At 66.0% G+C, this 16,120-nt stretch carries 14 protein-coding genes and 2 tRNA genes; 4 read left to right on the forward strand and 12 right to left on the reverse strand.

Going from position 1 to position 16,120, the window contains the following annotated elements:
- Positions 1-88: 88 nt before the first annotated feature.
- Together leuD and leuC are read right to left on the reverse strand one after the other, a co-directional pair.
- A complete protein-coding gene (gene leuD, locus ACFVUS_RS13195; protein ID WP_153807886.1) occupies positions 89-697 on the reverse strand; it encodes a 3-isopropylmalate dehydratase small subunit in 609 nt (202 codons plus the stop codon).
- Between the two features lie 55 nt (positions 698-752).
- Positions 753-2,177 (reverse strand): 3-isopropylmalate dehydratase large subunit, encoded by a 1,425-nt coding sequence (gene leuC / locus ACFVUS_RS13200; protein WP_387764637.1) that lies wholly within the window; start codon positions 2,175-2,177, stop codon positions 753-755.
- Positions 2,178-2,315: 138 nt separating this feature from the next.
- Here leuC and ACFVUS_RS13205 point away from each other — a divergent pair, with 138 nt between their 5' ends.
- Positions 2,316-3,017: an IclR family transcriptional regulator gene (locus ACFVUS_RS13205; RefSeq protein WP_364630371.1), complete on the forward strand. Its 702-nt coding sequence runs from the start codon at positions 2,316-2,318 to the stop codon at positions 3,015-3,017.
- Between the two features lie 144 nt (positions 3,018-3,161).
- Entirely contained in the window at positions 3,162-3,665 is a 504-nt protein-coding gene (locus ACFVUS_RS13210; protein WP_364630368.1) for a PPOX class F420-dependent oxidoreductase, read from the forward strand.
- Positions 3,666-3,723: 58 nt separating this feature from the next.
- Here the strand turns inward: ACFVUS_RS13210 and ACFVUS_RS13215 are convergent.
- The 4 genes from ACFVUS_RS13215 to ACFVUS_RS13230 form a co-directional block, all read right to left on the reverse strand.
- Positions 3,724-3,796 (reverse strand) — tRNA-Glu (locus tag ACFVUS_RS13215).
- Between the two features lie 75 nt (positions 3,797-3,871).
- A tRNA-Gln gene (locus tag ACFVUS_RS13220) sits at positions 3,872-3,943 on the reverse strand.
- A gap of 167 nt (positions 3,944-4,110) precedes the next feature.
- Positions 4,111-5,571, reverse strand: a complete 1,461-nt coding sequence (gltX, locus tag ACFVUS_RS13225) for a glutamate--tRNA ligase (RefSeq protein WP_387764640.1) — start codon at positions 5,569-5,571, stop codon at positions 4,111-4,113.
- Positions 5,572-5,584: 13 nt separating this feature from the next.
- Positions 5,585-6,358, reverse strand: coding sequence for a fumarylacetoacetate hydrolase family protein (locus tag ACFVUS_RS13230; protein ID WP_387764643.1), 774 nt, complete (start codon positions 6,356-6,358; stop codon positions 5,585-5,587).
- Between the two features lie 325 nt (positions 6,359-6,683).
- On the opposite strand from ACFVUS_RS13230, the gene ACFVUS_RS13235 reads away from it, so the two are divergent.
- The gene (locus ACFVUS_RS13235; RefSeq protein WP_387764645.1) at positions 6,684-7,862 is read left to right on the forward strand and encodes an MFS transporter; all 1,179 of its coding nucleotides are present in this window, start codon (positions 6,684-6,686) and stop codon (positions 7,860-7,862) included.
- A gap of 271 nt (positions 7,863-8,133) precedes the next feature.
- Here the strand turns inward: ACFVUS_RS13235 and ACFVUS_RS13240 are convergent, their stop codons facing one another.
- Together ACFVUS_RS13240 and serA are read right to left on the reverse strand one after the other, a co-directional pair.
- Positions 8,134-9,141 (reverse strand): 3-isopropylmalate dehydrogenase, encoded by a 1,008-nt coding sequence (locus ACFVUS_RS13240; RefSeq protein WP_375954823.1) that lies wholly within the window; start codon positions 9,139-9,141, stop codon positions 8,134-8,136.
- 218 nt (positions 9,142-9,359) lie between these two features.
- A complete protein-coding gene (gene serA / locus ACFVUS_RS13245) occupies positions 9,360-10,958 on the reverse strand; it encodes a phosphoglycerate dehydrogenase (RefSeq protein ID WP_387764648.1) in 1,599 nt (532 codons plus the stop codon).
- A gap of 198 nt (positions 10,959-11,156) precedes the next feature.
- Between serA and ACFVUS_RS13250 the strand changes: the two genes are divergently transcribed.
- Positions 11,157-12,278 carry an alkaline phosphatase family protein gene (locus ACFVUS_RS13250; protein ID WP_387764650.1) on the forward strand — a complete coding sequence of 374 codons (1,122 nt, stop codon included), beginning with the start codon at positions 11,157-11,159 and terminating at the stop codon, positions 12,276-12,278.
- 110 nt (positions 12,279-12,388) lie between these two features.
- Here ACFVUS_RS13250 and ACFVUS_RS13255 read toward each other — a convergent pair whose 3' ends face one another.
- The 4 genes from ACFVUS_RS13255 to ACFVUS_RS13270 form a co-directional block, all read right to left on the reverse strand.
- Positions 12,389-12,805: a globin domain-containing protein gene (locus ACFVUS_RS13255; protein ID WP_387764652.1), complete on the reverse strand. Its 417-nt coding sequence runs from the start codon at positions 12,803-12,805 to the stop codon at positions 12,389-12,391.
- A gap of 43 nt (positions 12,806-12,848) precedes the next feature.
- Positions 12,849-13,568 (reverse strand): DivIVA domain-containing protein, encoded by a 720-nt coding sequence (locus ACFVUS_RS13260; protein WP_387764654.1) that lies wholly within the window; start codon positions 13,566-13,568, stop codon positions 12,849-12,851.
- Positions 13,559-14,746, reverse strand: a complete 1,188-nt coding sequence (locus tag ACFVUS_RS13265; protein WP_387764656.1) for a globin domain-containing protein — start codon at positions 14,744-14,746, stop codon at positions 13,559-13,561. Before ACFVUS_RS13265 ends, ACFVUS_RS13260 begins: the two co-directional genes overlap by 10 nt.
- A gap of 947 nt (positions 14,747-15,693) precedes the next feature.
- Positions 15,694-15,909 (reverse strand): cold-shock protein, encoded by a 216-nt coding sequence (locus ACFVUS_RS13270; RefSeq protein ID WP_387764658.1) that lies wholly within the window; start codon positions 15,907-15,909, stop codon positions 15,694-15,696.
- Positions 15,910-16,120: the final 211 nt, after the last annotated feature.

Here is a 16,120-nt window from a genome sequence, read left to right on the forward strand (position 1 = left end):
AGAGTCTATCTGCCACACCCATTTTGATGAGAGATGGCACACGACCAGCTACCTCGTTTGGGGGCGTTCAGCTAACGCCCCCCAATGATTACGTCTGCGAAATACGCGCCGGAATGGTGGTGGGTTTCCATGTCGGCCTTGCGTTTTCGAACTGACCGATCTGGTCGCTGTGCCGCAGAGTGAGGCCGATGTCGTCCAAACCTTCCAGCAGTCGCCACCGCGTGTAGTCGTCAATATCGAACGGCAACACGACCGTTCCGGCCGTCACGGTGCGCGCCTCGAGGTCCGTCGCCAATTCCAAACCGGGCTGTTCCTCGAGCAGTTTCCAGAGCAATTCCACATCGCTCTGCGCCATCCGAGCGGTCAGAAGCCCGTCCTTACCGGCGTTTCCGCGGAAGATGTCCGCGAAGCGGGACGAGATCACCACGCGGAACCCGTAGTCTTTCAGCGCCCAAACCGCGTGCTCGCGTGAGGAACCGGTGCCGAAATCCGGACCGGCGACCAGCACACTGCCGCGGTTGTAGGGCTCGGCGTTCAGAATGAAGTTCGGATCCGTTCGCCATGCCGCGAAGAGTCCGTCCTCGAAACCCGTTCGGGTAACGCGCTTCAGGTAGACGGCCGGGATGATCTGGTCGGTGTCGACGTTGGATCGGCGGAACGGAACACCGATCCCCTTGTGGACCTTGAAGGCTTCCATCGTGTTTCTCCTGATGTCTGTGAGGGCAGCGGATTACGGGCCGGTAAAGCCGAAATCAGTTGAGATCCGCCGGTGAGGACAGGGTTCCGCGCACCGCGGTGGCGGCCGCGACCAGCGGCGACACCAGGTGGGTGCGACCGCCCTTGCCCTGTCGCCCTTCGAAGTTCCGGTTCGAGGTGGAGGCACAGCGCTGACCGGGCGAAAGCTGATCGGGGTTCATTCCCAGGCACATCGAGCAGCCCGCCTGCCGCCATTCCGCGCCCGCCGCGGTGAAAATCTCGCCCAGCCCTTCGGATTCGGCCTGCGCGCGCACCCGCATGGAACCGGGAACGATCAACATGCGCACGCTCTCGGCGATCTTGCGGCCCTTCAAAACATCGGCCACCGCACGCAAATCCTCGATGCGGCCATTCGTGCAGGAGCCCACGAAAACGGTATCCACGGTCAACTCGCGCAGCGGGGTGCCCGGCGTCAGGTCCATGTACTGCAACGCCTTTTCGGCGGCCTGACGCTCGTTCTCGTCGACGATCTGCTCCGGGTCCGGCACCGATTCCCCCAGCGGCAGACCCTGTCCCGGGTTGGTACCCCAGGTGACGAACGGGGTCAGCGCACTCGCGTCGATATGCACCTCGGCATCGAAAACCGCGCCCTCATCGGTCTTCAGCGCGTCCCAGGCGGCGACGGCGGCATCCCAATCCGCGCCCTCGGGGGCATGCGGACGGCCCTTGAGGAACTCGTAGGTGATCTCGTCCGGGGCCACCATGCCCGCGCGCGCACCGGCCTCGATGGACATGTTGCACATGGTCATCCGGGCTTCCATGGACATCGAGCGCACGGCCTCGCCGCGGTACTCGAGCACATAGCCCTGACCGCCGCCGGTGCCGATCTGCGCGATGACCGCCAGAATCACATCCTTGGAAGTCACCCCGTCGGGCAGCGTGCCGTCGATATTGATGGCCATGGTCTGGAACGGGCGCAGCGACAAAGTCTGCGTTGCCAGAACATGTTCCACCTCGCTGGTGCCGATACCCATTGCGAGCGCGCCGAAAGCACCGTGCGTGGAGGTGTGCGAATCACCGCAGACGACGGTGGTGCCCGGCTGGGTCAGACCCAGCTGCGGACCGACAACGTGCACGATGCCCTGATCGAGATCGCCCATGGGGTGCAGGCGAACACCGAATTCCTCGCAGTTCTTGCGCAGGGTGTCGACCTGCAGCCGGGAGACCGGATCGGCGATCGGCTGGTCGATATCGATCGTCGGGACGTTGTGGTCCTCGGTGGCGATGGTGAGATCCGGGCGGCGCACCGGGCGACCGGCCGCGCGCAGGCCGTCGAACGCCTGCGGGCTGGTGACCTCGTGCACCAGGTGCAGATCGATGTAGATGAGGTCGGGTTCGCGATGCGCGCCTTCACCTTCGCCTTGGACGACGACGTGCTGGTCCCAGACCTTCTCCGCCAGAGTGCGTGGCCGCTCGGCCATATCTCCATCACCTCTCGATAGACATTCCCGTGCCGGGGCTGTTGACGCGGGGAGCGCCCGACCACCCGGGCCGAATGGCTCCGGGGCCTGGGCGACGCGGTTTGCGTTTCCCAGTATGCGAGACGCTAATATCGTTCTATGAGACAGCATAGCGGTATCGGTGTTCTGGACAAAGCCATGGCGGTCCTGCACGCCGTAGCCGAGCAACCCTGCGGCCTCAATGAGTTGTGCACCCGCACCGGCCTGCCCCGCGCCACCGCGCATCGCCTGGCCGTGGGCCTGGAGACACATCGCATGCTGGCCCGCGACAGCCAGGGCCTGTGGCGCCCGGGGCCCGCCCTCTCGGAGCTGGCTACCACCGCGAGCGATCCGCTGCTGGACGCCGCCGCCACCATCCTGCCGCGCCTGCGCGAGATCACCGGCGAGAGCGTGCAGCTGTACCGGCGGGACGGCAACGCGCGCGTCTGCGTGGCCTCGATGGAGCCCGCGTCCGGGCTGCGCGACACCGTTCCGGTGGGCGCGCGCATGCCGATGACCGCCGGTTCCGCGGCGAAAGTCCTGCTGGCCTGGGCTGATCCGGATCTGCAGCGCACGGTGCTGCCCGAGGCGGTATTCGGCGAGCGCGCGCTGGCCGAGGTGCGGCGGCGCGGCTGGGCGCAGAGCGCGGCCGAGCGGGCGGCCGGGGTGGCCAGCGTGTCCGCTCCGGTGCGCGATGCGACCGGCGTGGTGATCGCGGCCGTCTCGGTCTCCGGGCCGATCGATCGGATGGGCCGCCGGCCGGGCGCGCGCTGGGCCGCCGATCTCGTGGCGGCGGCGGACGCCTTGCACAAACGGCTCTGACGGGCCCGCACAGCCGTTTTCACGCCCCCGCCGGGAATCCGGTGGGGGCGTCGGCGTTTTCGGGCCGCAGCGGGACGATCAGCGCATCCGATACCGGACGGTCCGGTGTGACCCGCCTCATACGCCGTAAATTACAGTCGGCCGATGGGAGTTAATCAACGCGCTCAGATCACGATGTCCGACCCGGAGATCGCGGAATTCCTGCGGCGCAGCCGAATCGCCAACCTCGCCACGCTCGGTCCCGCGGGCACCCCGCACCTGACCGCCATGTGGTACGGCCTGATCAACGGCGAAATCTGGTTCGAGACCAAGGCGAAATCGCAGAAGGCGGTGAATCTGCGCCGCGATCCGCGGGTGACCGTGCTGCTCGAGGCCGGGGACACCTACGACCAGTTGCGCGGGGTGTCCATCGAGGGCCGCGCCGAGATCATCGATGACGATCCCGCGGCGCTGTTCCAGGTGGGAATCAGTGTGTGGGAGCGGTACACCGGGCCGTACAGCGAAGAGATGAAGCCGTTCGTGGAGCAGATGCTGAACAAGCGCATCGCGATTCGCATCGTGCCCGAGCGAGTACGCAGCTGGGATCACCGGAAACTGGGACTTCCCGCAATGCCGTTGGGCGGCAGCACGATCACCGATCAGGATTGAGCAGGGCGTATGTGAAAAGCGAAGGCCCCCAGCCGATTGGCTGGGGGCCTTTACTTTGTAGTCCCGACGGGATTTGAACCCGCGCTACCGCCTTGAGAGGGCGGCGTCCTAGGCCGCTAGACGACGGGACCAGGAGTGCTGTCGATTTCTCGGTGGCCGGACCACCGAATCTCCAGCATTTCGAAAGCTTCGAAAAGCTCTCGGAGCTGGGGTACCAGGACTCGAACCTAGAATGGCTGAACCAGAATCAGCTGTGTTGCCAATTACACCATACCCCATTGACCTGGGCTTTCAGGTTGCTCCCAGTGGGAACTCCCTGACCGCTTCCGGCCGAGAAGAAGATTAGCAGCACCTGCCGGGTTATATACAAATCGGCTGGTCAGAGGCCGGTTTTCGAACTGTTCGAGCGTTGTTCACCGGCGCTCTGCCAACCTCTTGCTCCCGACTAGCCCGCGTTCGCGGCGCGCAACCGGCGCAGCGACTCCGCGCGGCCGAGCAGTTCCATCGACTCGTACAGCGGCGGGCTGATGTGCGATCCGGTCAGCGCGACGCGCACCGGGGTGAACGCCTTACGCGGTTTGAGACCCAACTCGTCGACGAGCGCGGTCTTGAGCGCTTCCCCGAGTGCGGCCGCATTCCATTCCGAAACACCGTCCACTGCCGCGATAGCCGCCTGTAATACCGGAACGGCATCGGCGCCGAGATTCTTTTCCCGTGCGGCCGGATCGATCGTGAAATCTTCGGCGGGCACGAACAAGAACTCCAACAGACCCCACGCGTCACCCAGAACCACGATGCGGGTCTGCACCAAATCTGCGGCCGCAAGGAAGAGCTTCTCGTCGATCTCCGCGCCGATATGACCGTGTTCGGTCAGATACTCACGGAGCCGGTGAGCGAAATCACCCGGCTCCAGCAACCGAATATGTTCGGCGTTCAGAGCGTCGGCCTTCTTCTGATCGAAACGGGCCGGATTCGAATTTACTTTCGATATATCGAACGCGGCGACCATGTCGGCCATGGAGAAGACGTCATGATCATCGGCGATGCTCCAGCCGAGCAGCGCCAGATAATTCAGCAAACCCTCGGGAATGAACCCGCGATCGCGGTGATGGAAGAGATTCGACTCCGGATCCCGCTTGGACAGCTTCTTGTTGCCCTGGCCCATCACGAACGGCAGATGCCCGAACTCCGGGGTGCGCTCGGCGACGCCGATCCGAATCATCGACTCATAGAGCGCCAACTGCCGGGGCGTAGAGGACAAAAGGTCCTCGCCGCGCAAAACATGGGTGATCTTCATAAGCGCGTCGTCGACGGGATTGACCAGCGTATAGAGCGGATCGCCATTACCGCGGGTGAGCGCGAAGTCCGGCACCACCCCGGCGCGGAAGGTGGTCTCACCGCGCACCAGGTCGTTCCAGGTGAGGTCGTGGTCGGGCATCCGCAGCCGGATCACCGCGGGACGGCCCTCGGCCCGGTAGGCCGCGATCTGCTCGGCGGTGAGGTCGCGGTCGAAGTTGTCGTAACCCAGTTTGGGGTCGCGTCCGGCGGCCTTGTGCCGAGCCTCGACTTCCTCAGGGGTGGAGAAGGATTCGTAGGCCTCCCCCGCCTCCAATAGCCGTCGCACCACGTCGAGATGAAGGTCACGGCGCTGGGACTGCCGGTACGGCTCGTACGGGCCGCCGACCTCCGGGCCCTCGTCCCAGGTGAGGCCGAGCCAGCGCAGCGCGTCCAGAATGGCCCGGTAGGAGTCCTCGGAATCCCGTGCGGCGTCGGTGTCTTCGATGCGGAAGACGAATTTTCCGCCGGTGTGGCGGGCGTAGGCCCAGTTGAACAGCGCGGTGCGGACCAGGCCGACATGCGGTGTGCCGGTGGGGGACGGGCAGAATCGGACCCGAACGTCAGTCATGTCTCTCTCTCGATCAGCGTTTGGCGGCAACGGGATTGGTGAGGGTGCCGATGCCTTCGACGGTCACCGACACGCTCTGACCGGCCTGCAGTGGGCCGACACCGGCGGGAGTGCCGGTCAGGATGACATCGCCGGGCAGCAGCGTCATCACGGTGGTGATCCACTCGATCATCTTCGGAATATCGTGCAGCAGAAGTGAAGTGCGACTGCGTTGCTTCACCTGGCCGTCGAGCTCGGTGCTGATCTCCAGATCCGAAGGGTCCAGCGAGGTCTCGATCCACGGGCCGAGCGGGCAGAAGGTGTCGTAACCCTTGGCGCGGGTCCACTGGCCGTCATGCTTCTGCTGATCGCGCGCGGTGACGTCATTGGCGATGGTGTAACCCAGAATCACCTGATACGCCTGGGCGGCGGGCACATCCTTGCACGGGCGGCCGATGACGATGGCCAGTTCGCCCTCGTAATCCACCTGAGAGGAGCTGGGCGGCAACACAATCGGCACGTTCGGGCCGATGATGGAGGTGTTCGGCTTCATGAAGATGACCGGGTCAGCCGGTGCGGGACCGCCCATTTCGGCCGCGTGGTCGGCGTAATTCTTACCGATGCAGATCACCTTGCTGGCCAGAATCGGCGCCAGCAGGCGGACATCGGCGAGCGGCCAGCTGCGGCCGGTGAACGTCGGGTTGCCGAACGGATGTTCGGCGATCTCGCGGGCCACGGCGCTCGGGCCGTCCCCTTCGATGCTTACGAAAGCGACCCCATCTGGGCTGGCAACTCGACCTAGGCGCATGTTTCGCATCCTATCGACCGGCTTCCACCTGCCCTAATGCACCCGACCGGCGGGAGCGGGGGCGATCGGGGCGGGCCCCGGGGCCGCGGGCGCACGACCCACTGAGAGGCTGCGGCATGCCCGCCCGCATCGGGTCATCGGAAATGTGGAAAGCCCTTGTACGCAAGACAACTCGATGCCCCGGCGGGGTTCCCCGAACCGCCCCGAGAGGTGTGAGCAAATAGACAGCATGCCCCTGAAATAGCCAAATGCCCCAGGTGTATCGTAAGGTCCGATGTTCACAGAGTAAGACATCAGTTCCACATAGTGAGATAGAGGTGCGGACATGACCACCGTGACACAGATCGGATCGGCCCAACGGTGGAGCATGCTGGCCCTCGGCGTCTTCGCGCAGAGCGCCAGCGCGGTCTTCGTGAACGGCACCCCGTTCCTGCTGCCCGCCCTGACCGATCGCGGATTGTCGCTGGCCACGGCCGGTTTACTGGTCGCCATGCCGGTCGTGGGACTGGTCTGCACGCTGATCGCGTGGGGTTATGTGGTGGACCGGATCGGCGAGCACAAGGTCTTGGTGGCCGGTCCCGCGCTGATGTTCGTCGCGGGCGTCGCCGCGGCCACCGTCACCAACTACATCGCGCTGGGCGCGCTGCTGTTCATCGGCGGCGTCGGCGCGGCGAGCACCAACGGCGCCAGCGGGCGCGTCATCGTGGGCTGGTTCCCGCCGGATAAACGCGGACTGGCCATGGGAATTCGGCAAACTGCACAACCGCTGGGCGTGGGCATCGGGGCGCTGAGCATTCCGGCCATCGCTGCGGCACATGGCTTCTCGACCGCCATCCTGGTGCCCGCGCTGATGGCCGGCGCGGCCGCGATCGCCTGCCTGGTCGGCATCATCGATCCGCCGCGCCCCCAATCAACCGGTGACACAGGACGTCCCGCGAATCCCTACCGCGGCGATTCCACGCTGTGGCGCATTCACGCGGTGTCGGTGCTGCTGTGTGTTCCGCAGGGCACGCTGTGGACCTTCGCACTGCTGTGGCTGCACCGCGATGTCGGCTGGTCACTGGCGGCGGCGGGGGCGCTGGTCACGATCACCCAAATCCTGGGCGCGGGAGGGCGAATCGGCGCGGGCGTCTGGTCCGACCGGGTCGCGAGCCGGTTGGGTCCACTGCGCACGGTCGCCATCGCGGCGGCAATCTCCATGGCCGCGTTGGCCTTCGCGGCATGGGCGCAGTGGTGGTGGGCGGCGATTCCGATTCTGGTCGCGGCCTCGGTCATCACCGTCACCGATAACGGGCTGGCCTTCACCGCCGTGGCCGAGATCGCGGGTCCGTACTGGTCCGGGCGCGGTCTGGGCATTCAGAACACCGGTCAGAATCTGGCCGTGGCGGCGGTGGCGCCGGGTTTCGGCGCGTTGATCACGGCGGCCGGATTCCCGATCGTCTACGCGCTGGCGGCGGTGATCGCGGCGGTCGCAGTCCCGTTGGTGCCCAGGGCTTCCCGTTGATCTTTCAACCTCGGGCACGCTGACCGCTGATCTCCCGCAAATCCGGAAGGGCTGCCCCCGTTACGTTTTCGCATCCGAATGCATGAATGCGATATGTCTCACTGCCCCACCAGGTTTCAATTCCAGACACCCGAAATGCCGCGAAACGGAGCTTACTCGCCGGTAAACACCTGTGCGACTCAGGGATTCGGAACGCGAACGGCCCCGCCCCGGGAATCCGGGAACGGGGCCGTTCGGCGTTCTCAGCGCCGGATCGGGTGGTGCGGTCCGATCAGACGGCGGCGGCGATGCGGTCGCCGACCTCGACGGTGGAGGCCGGGCCGGTGCGGACCGACAGATCCTTGGCCACGGCGGCCTCGATGCGCGCGGCCTCCTCGGTCTTGCCGAGATGGTTGAGCAGCAACGACACCGAGAGAATCGCGGCGGTCGGATCGGCCTTGGACTGACCGGCGATATCGGGGGCCGAACCGTGCACGGGCTCGAACATCGACGGGTTGGTGCCGGAGGCGTCGATATTGCCCGACGCGGCCAGGCCGATACCACCGGAGACCGCGGCCGCCAGGTCGGTGATGATGTCGCCGAACAGATTATCGGTGACGATCACGTCGAAGCGGCCCGGATCGGTCACCATATGAATGGTCGCGGCATCGATGTGCTGGTAGGCGGTTTCGATATCCGGGTACTCCGCGCCGACCTCGGCCACGGTGCGGGTCCACAGCGAACCGGCGTAGGCGAGCACATTGTTCTTGTGCACCAGGGTCAGATGCTTGCGGCGCGCCCGCGCGGCCTCGAAGGCGTAGCGCACCACGCGCTCGACACCGAAACGGGTATTGGTGGAGACCTCGGTCGCGACCTCGTGCGGGGTGTTCACCCGGATCGCGCCACCGGTACCGGTGTACGGACCCTCGGTGCCCTCGCGGACCACGACGAAATCGATCTCCGGGTTACCGCTCAACGGGCTGGTCACGCCCGGGTACAGCTTGGACGGACGCAGGTTCACGTGGTGATCGAGCTCGAACCGGGTGCGCAGCAGCAGCCCGCGCTCGAGCAGTCCGCTCTGTACCGACGGGTCGCCGATCGCGCCCAGCAGGATCGCGTCGTGCTGCTTCAGCTCCGGAATCACGTTGTCGGGCAGGATCTCCCCGGTCGCATGGAACCGCTTGGCGCCCAAGTCGTATTCGGTCTTCTCGACACCGGGCACCACCACGTCGAGCACCTTGAGTGCCTCGGCGATGACCTCGGGACCGATACCGTCGCCCGGGATGACAGCGAGTTTCATGAGATCCATGCTCCGTTCGATAAGCGCGGGGTGAGTCCTCCCCACGCCGTGCGGGAGAGTCCTCAGCCACCCTAGCGAGTGCCGGGAATAGCCCTTTCACCAGGGGCGACCGCTCCCAACCACTGGGATATGGGGTGTCTCTCGCAGATGCGCGACGCCCCTCCCGAATGGTGGGAGGGGCGTCGTTTCACGCGTTTTCGGGCAGCGCCCGGGTTCTGCTAGTCCAGGTTGACCTGGGCGACCTTGGCCGCACCGACGGCCTCGGCGATCGCGGACTGCACCTCGGCCGGAACCTCGGAGTTGACGCGCAGGATGACGGTGGCGCCGTCCTGGTCCAGGTCCTGGGTGAGCTGGGCGGCCAGGATGTCGATACCGGCTTCGCCGAGCTTGGTGGCGAGGCGGCCGAGCTGACCCGGCTTGTCCTCGTACGCCAGCACGGCCAGGTTCAGGCCCTCGGCGCGCATATCGTAGTTGCGGCCGTTGATGTTGACGATCTTCTGGACCTGGTGCGGCTCGGTCAGGGTGCCGGCCACGTTCAGGGTGCTGCCGTCGCCGAAGACGGCGCGCAGGTCCACCAGGCTGCGGTGGGTGGGGCTCTCCGACACGGTGGTGACGGTGGCCTCGAGGCCGCGTTCCTTGGCCAGCGCCGGGGCGTTGACGAAGGTGACCGAGTCTTCGATGAGGGCGGAGAAGACGCCGCGCAGCGCCGAAAGCTCCAGCACCGCAACATCACTCGCGCTCAGCTCACCGCGGACCTGGACCTCCAGGCTGACCGGGAGCTCCGAGGACAGCGCGCCGAGCAGGGCGCCCTGCTTGCGGACGATCTCCAGCCACGGGGCGACCTCTTCGGAGACCGAACCGCCGGTGACATTGACCGCGCCGGGGACGAACTCACCGGCGAGGGCGAGCTTGACCGACTTGGCCACATCGGTGCCCGCGCGATCCTGCGCCTCGGACGTGGAAGCGCCCAGGTGCGGGGTGACCACGACCTGCGGCAGCGCGAAAAGCGGGCTGTCGGTGCAGGGTTCGGTCTCGAACACGTCCAGACCGGCGGCGCGCACGTGGCCCGAGGTGATGGCGTCGGCCAGGGCCTGCTCATCGATCAGACCGCCGCGGGCGGCGTTGACGATGATGACGCCCTTCTTGGTCTTGGCCAGGGTCTCGCTGTTCAGCATGCCCTTGGTCTCGGGGGTCTTGGGCAGGTGAATGGAGATGAAGTCGGCGCGCTCGAGCACCTCGTCCAGGGTCAGCAGTTCGATGCCGAGCTGGGCGGCGCGGGCCGGCGAGGTGTAGGGGTCGTACGCGACGATCTTGGTCTCGAAGGCCGCCAGACGCTGCGCGAACAGCTGGCCGATGCGGCCCAGGCCGATGACGCCGACGGTCTTGCCGAGGATCTCGACACCGTTGAACTTGCTGCGCTGCCAGGTGTGCTCGCGCAGCGTGGCATCGGCGGCCGGGATTTGGCGCGCGGCCGAAAGCAGCAGCGTCACAGCGTGTTCGGCGGCGGTGTGGATATTCGAGGTGGGCGCGTTGACGACCATGACACCGCGTTCGGTGGCGGCCGGCACGTCGACATTGTCGAGGCCGACGCCCGCGCGGGCGACGATCTTCAGGTTCTTGCCGGCCTCGAGGACCTCGGCGTCGACGGTGGTCGCGGAGCGGACCAGCAGCGCGTCGGCCTCCGGGACGGCGGCGAGCAGCTCGGGCCGGTTGGGGCCGTCGACCCAGCGAACCTCGACGGCGTCACCGAGTGCGTCGACGGTCGACTGGGCGAGCTTGTCGGCGATCAGAACTACAGGACGGCCTGCTTGGCTCACTGTGGGGTACTCCTGCGGGAAAGGGATCCGGGATTTACGGGCGCTAGCTTAGTGGTCCGGATTTGATCTCGGATTACCGCCCGGTAGACACGTGCCATCACATCGGTGACGTGGGCCTTTTCCCGGCCATCGAGACTCTCGTGGTCAATTGTCCAGTTTTGCCGCGCGAGCGGGGTCCGATGATCTAGGTTGCGCGGCATGTCTCCAAGGTCGACTCGCGCTCCCCTATCGCCCCGCACCGCTCGCGTACTCGCGGCGGCGGCGCTGACCACCCTGCCGCTCGCCGCCGCGGCGCCCGCGATCGCAGCACCCACGGTGAACAAGGTCGTGGTCATCGGCATCGACGGCACCCTGTACAGCGAGGTGCTGGCCGCCAACGCACCCAACCTCGGACTGCTGGCCGCGCAGGGCACGCTGGCGCGCACCTCGATCGCGCCGCACACCACCATGTCGTGCGTCTCCTGGGCCACCGCGCTGACCGGGGTCTGGGATAACAAGCACGGCATCAAGGACAACGACTCCACCTGTACCCCCGCGCCTTTCGCGCAATATCCGACGGTCTTCACCCAGCTCGAACAGGCTCGGCCGAACCTGATCACCGAATCGCTGGGCACCTGGGACAAGATCGGCATGATCGCCCGCACCGGAAATCCGCACGCGGACAAGGTGTCCGTGACGCAGATCGACCCGACCGGCGCGGGCGTCTGCGAGACGACCGCGGATTCGAACGCGGCGGCGCAGGTGGTTTCGGCGGTCACCGATGACGGCCCGGATCTGGTGTTCACGCATCTGGATCAGGTCGATATCACCGGACATACGCTGCGCGGGATCTGGCCGCAGGCATATCGGGACGCGATTCAGCGGGCGGACGCGCTGGTCGGGAAGATCACCCGCGCGGTCGACGCGCGGGCGGCCGCGCATACCAACGAGCGCTGGACGATCCTGGTCACCACCGATCACGGACATAAGCCCGAGGGCGGGCACGGCGGCCAAAGCGCCTATGAGACAGCTAGTTTCGTGATCGCACGCGGGCCGGACTTCGCGGGCGGCGCACAGAACAACGGATACACCCTGGCCGATATCACCCCGACGGTGCTGGATCTGCTCGGCGTGCCCGCGCCGTCGAACCTGGACGGCCGGTCGATGCGGGACGGCGGTTCGGGCAATCCCGCCGCGCCGGTGCCGAATACGCCCGCCATCGATTCCGGTGCGACGGGTTCGTCCTCCGGCTCGGCCGAGGCGGCGATGGTGAACAACCCGCTGTGCATCCTGGGCACCGGCTCCGGGAGCGGTTCCGCCAGCGGCTCGGCCGGTAAATGACCTCCGCCATTCCGGCCTGAGCCTTCGTCATCCCGGCATGCTTTTGGCCGGGATCCACAGCCGCAGTGTGGATCCCGGCCAAGAAGCGCGCCGGGATGACGAGGTGGGCGTCAGGCGGTAGCGGCGGCCGGTTCCGCCGCGGCGGAGATCATGATCTCGGCCACCGCACCGTAGGCGGCGGTCCAGGTGGCGGCGAGCTCCGGCGTCCACTGCTCACCGAGGAAGTACTCGAGGGTCGCGAGCAGCGAGGCCCCCGCGACCGGGTAGTGGTCCGCGATCACGCCGAGCTTGCCGTGCCGGCGACCCAGCCCCTGCACGAAAGACGGGTCCGCACCCAGGGTTTCGACATTGGTGACGATCCGGCCCAAACCGTTCAGGAAGCGCGTGCGCTGTTCGCCCATATCGTCGGGGAACATGCCGCGCACCTCGGGATGCGATTTGAACAGATGATCGTAGAAGTACTCGACCGCTTCCGGACCGGCAGCGCCGACCTGAACCCAACTCGACTGCAATGCTTCGATATTCACTGTGGTTCCCCCACTTCTCTTTCCTGCGTTGATGATTCGGTAGTCAGTTGTCCGAAGGCTGCCATGAGCCGGTGACCGGCAGATCACGCGAACGTGAAGAGCCGCTGGTGATTTCCGTGCCGGGATCGTTCGCGCCGGGCATGGGGAGCAGGGCCAGTTTGTCCACTTCCACCGACAGCGTCATGATCATCGCCTGCAATTGATTGCGCAGCAGTCCGGAGTAGGCGCGCAGCTGTTCGGTCGACTCGTGGCTGCCGCCATTGCCGCGCACCCCGGATTCCCTTGCCTGATAGAGCATTTCGCGCTGCTGCTCCCGGGCGACCCGCATCAGGTCGCGGGCGTGCTCCTCGGCCTGTTCCACGATGGAATCCGCGGACAATTGCGCGCGATTGAGCACATCGACCGCCTGGGCGCTGATGCCGAGCGCGTCCTTGGCCATCTCACCCTGCAGCCGGGAGATCTCCCAGTTGGCGTTGGCGAGCTGGCGCTGCATTTCGGCGAGTTCACCGGCGGAGGCCATGGTCTGCATTTGATTCTGCAGCGCATCGCATTTCGCGGCCAGCTGCCGATTCTCCCGTTGCAACCGGGCCAGTTCCTCGGAATTGCTGGTCAGCGTCAGCTGCCGATTCTCGCGCGCCACCTTGGTCATGGCACCGCGCACCTGGGTGAGGAACAGATCGACATCGTCCGCGTCGTACCCGCGGCGCCCCAGTCGCGCACCCTTGAACCGGGCGGATTGAATGTCTTCGGGTGTCACATCCATTGGCCAACCTTGTCGAATCCGCGCTGCTGGGCAGCCTGATCGGCCGCCGCCGATTGGCCGAACGTCTCGAATCTGATTGCGTGCCGGGGCATTCCGGCGCCGGTGAGCGCGGAAACGGTGGCGGCGACCATATTCGGCGAACCGCACACCAGTGCGGTCGCGCCGCCGGTCAGATCGCGCCCGCGCGCCGCGACCGCGCCGACCGTGCCCTGCACACCGTGGAATCCCGGATCCTCGGAAACGACCGGGGTGTAGGTGAACCACGGATTCTCGGTGCGCAGGGTCAGCGCCTCGTGGTCGTAGAGATTCCAGGCGGTGCGCACCCCGTGGAACAGGTGCACGCGCGGTGCGATCCCGGTGCCGTGCGCCTCGTCCTCGATGCTGTCCAGCACCGCGCGCAGCGGGGCCAAGCCGGAGCCGCCCGCGATGAGCAGCAGATTGTCGACCGCGTTCGGCGGAATCACGAAGGCCGTGCCCACCGGTGCGCCCAGCCGCAGGCGATCACCCGGCCGGACCGATCTGGCGAAGGTCGCGCTGACCTCACCGCCGTCCACCACTTGGACGTGGATATCGAAGGTGCCGTCGGCGCGCGGCGCGTTGGCGGGCGAGTAGTAGCGCCACAGTCGCGGGCGCTGCGGGATCTCGATGGCCAGGGACTGGCCCGCGGCGTACCGGTAGGGCTGCAACGGTCGCACCGTGTGCACGGTGACATCGATGCTGCGCTTCTCGGTGGCGACGATTTCCGCCTCCCACCAGGCGGGCTGGCCGTCGATCTGTTCGGCCTGTTCGGCCGCGGCGATCATGATGCCCGCGACGGCCTGGTACGCGGCGGTCCAGGTCTGCGCCAATTCCTCGGTCCAGCGCGGACCGTGGAAGTGCGCGAGGGTGGCGAGCAGGGATCCGCCCGCGGCCGGATAGTGCGCGGCGACCGCGCCGAAGCGGCGGTGGTCGCGGCCCAGTTGGGCGACGAATTCGGGATCGGCGGCCAGGGTTTCGACATTGCTGACGATGCGGCCGAGAGCGGCGAAGAAGCGGCCGCGCTGGGTGGTCATCCGGATCGGGAACATGTCCCGGACCTCGGGGTGCGCCAGGAACAGGTGAGCGTAGAAGTACTGGATGGCTTCGTCGCCGGCGCGTTCTACGAGGCGCCAGCTGGCTTTGAGGGCATCGACGTTCATCGGCCCCGCTTTCTCTTGGACGGCCGTCTGACCCCGGCCAACCTAGGGCATCGGGAGAGGGCTGTCGAAACGAGAGAAAACTTCGTTTGACCGGCTAATTATCGGCTATCACAAGCGGTTGCGATGCAGGCCACATACGGGCCGTGATGGGCATGTGATCGGTCACGAATTCGCCGGAAATGACAAAAGGCCGACCTCAGGGCTGCGAAACCCGAGGTCGACCTTTTCAGCTTGTGTGGCGCTATTTAGCGGCCGAAAGAGCCGGTCCACAGCGTGTTCAGGATGCCATGCAGTGCGGCACCGAAGGTGTCGAACAGGCCACCCAGAGCAGCGGAACCGGTGTCGATGATAACGGGGATCATGTAAATGCCTCTCAATGAATCTCGGTTGTACTTCCGACAGCCAGCATATCGGCGGACTTTTCGAGCTCGTTACGGGGCATTAGCGTGATGTGATCGGCGTCACAGGATTCAGATTGTGTGACCCGAGTCATCTTCAGATCAAATTCGCGTCTATAACGCGCCAATCACGCCCCTATTTCCATGGGCATGCGCATCGTGAAAATGCCTGGACCAGCCGGTATTCCGGCGCCGGAAGACGGTTCCGTGACACCACCACTCCCCCGCCCCACACAACTCCACCGGAGAGCACGGCGACAGTTGCCACCCGATTCGAATCGACCATCGGAGAGAGTGTTCCGTTCGGCACGGGATCGCGCCGACCACGGATTATTCGATATTGCTCGAAATATGCGGGCCGCTCGCGCATTTCGCCGAATTCACGATCGCGCCGAGGCAAACAGCGCGCAGGTACACGACAATTGCGATCGCAATGTGCCCGTCAAATGCCTGGTACAGCCGCATCGAAGTCGCACGAGGCGCAATGGAATTCACCGGTTGCGCACCGGCCCATGGCGGACCACGCACCATCCACTATCGCGGAATTACTCAGAAACTCGCCGCGATGACCCGCACGATGACCGCCTCCGGTCCCGGCTTGGTGCGGCGCACCTCGAACTCCACGCGCTGCCCCTCGGCCAGCGAACGAAAACCGTCACCCTCGACGGCGGTGTACTCCACGAACACATCCGGACCGCCGCCGTCGGGGCTGATGAATCCGAAGCCCTTCGCGCTGTCGAACCACTTGACCGTGCCGTACAGCATTACCAAACCTTCTCGACCGTGCGGATACCTGAGTCGCGCCCCCGCGCGCGGGTCCATGGTGTCACGCGGACGGCGGCCGCACGCACGCGCCCGGACGGGGCGTCCGACTCGTCCGTTTCGCCGGGACGGGGGCGATCCCGATGTGACAAGTCCCGAAAGTCCGAACCCGCGAAAAGCGACGCGACACCCACGCCGTTGGAGGTGCCGCGTC

The sequence above is a fragment of the Nocardia sp. NPDC058058 genome, from assembly GCF_042885355.1.
GTDB lineage: Bacteria > Actinomycetota > Actinomycetes > Mycobacteriales > Mycobacteriaceae > Nocardia.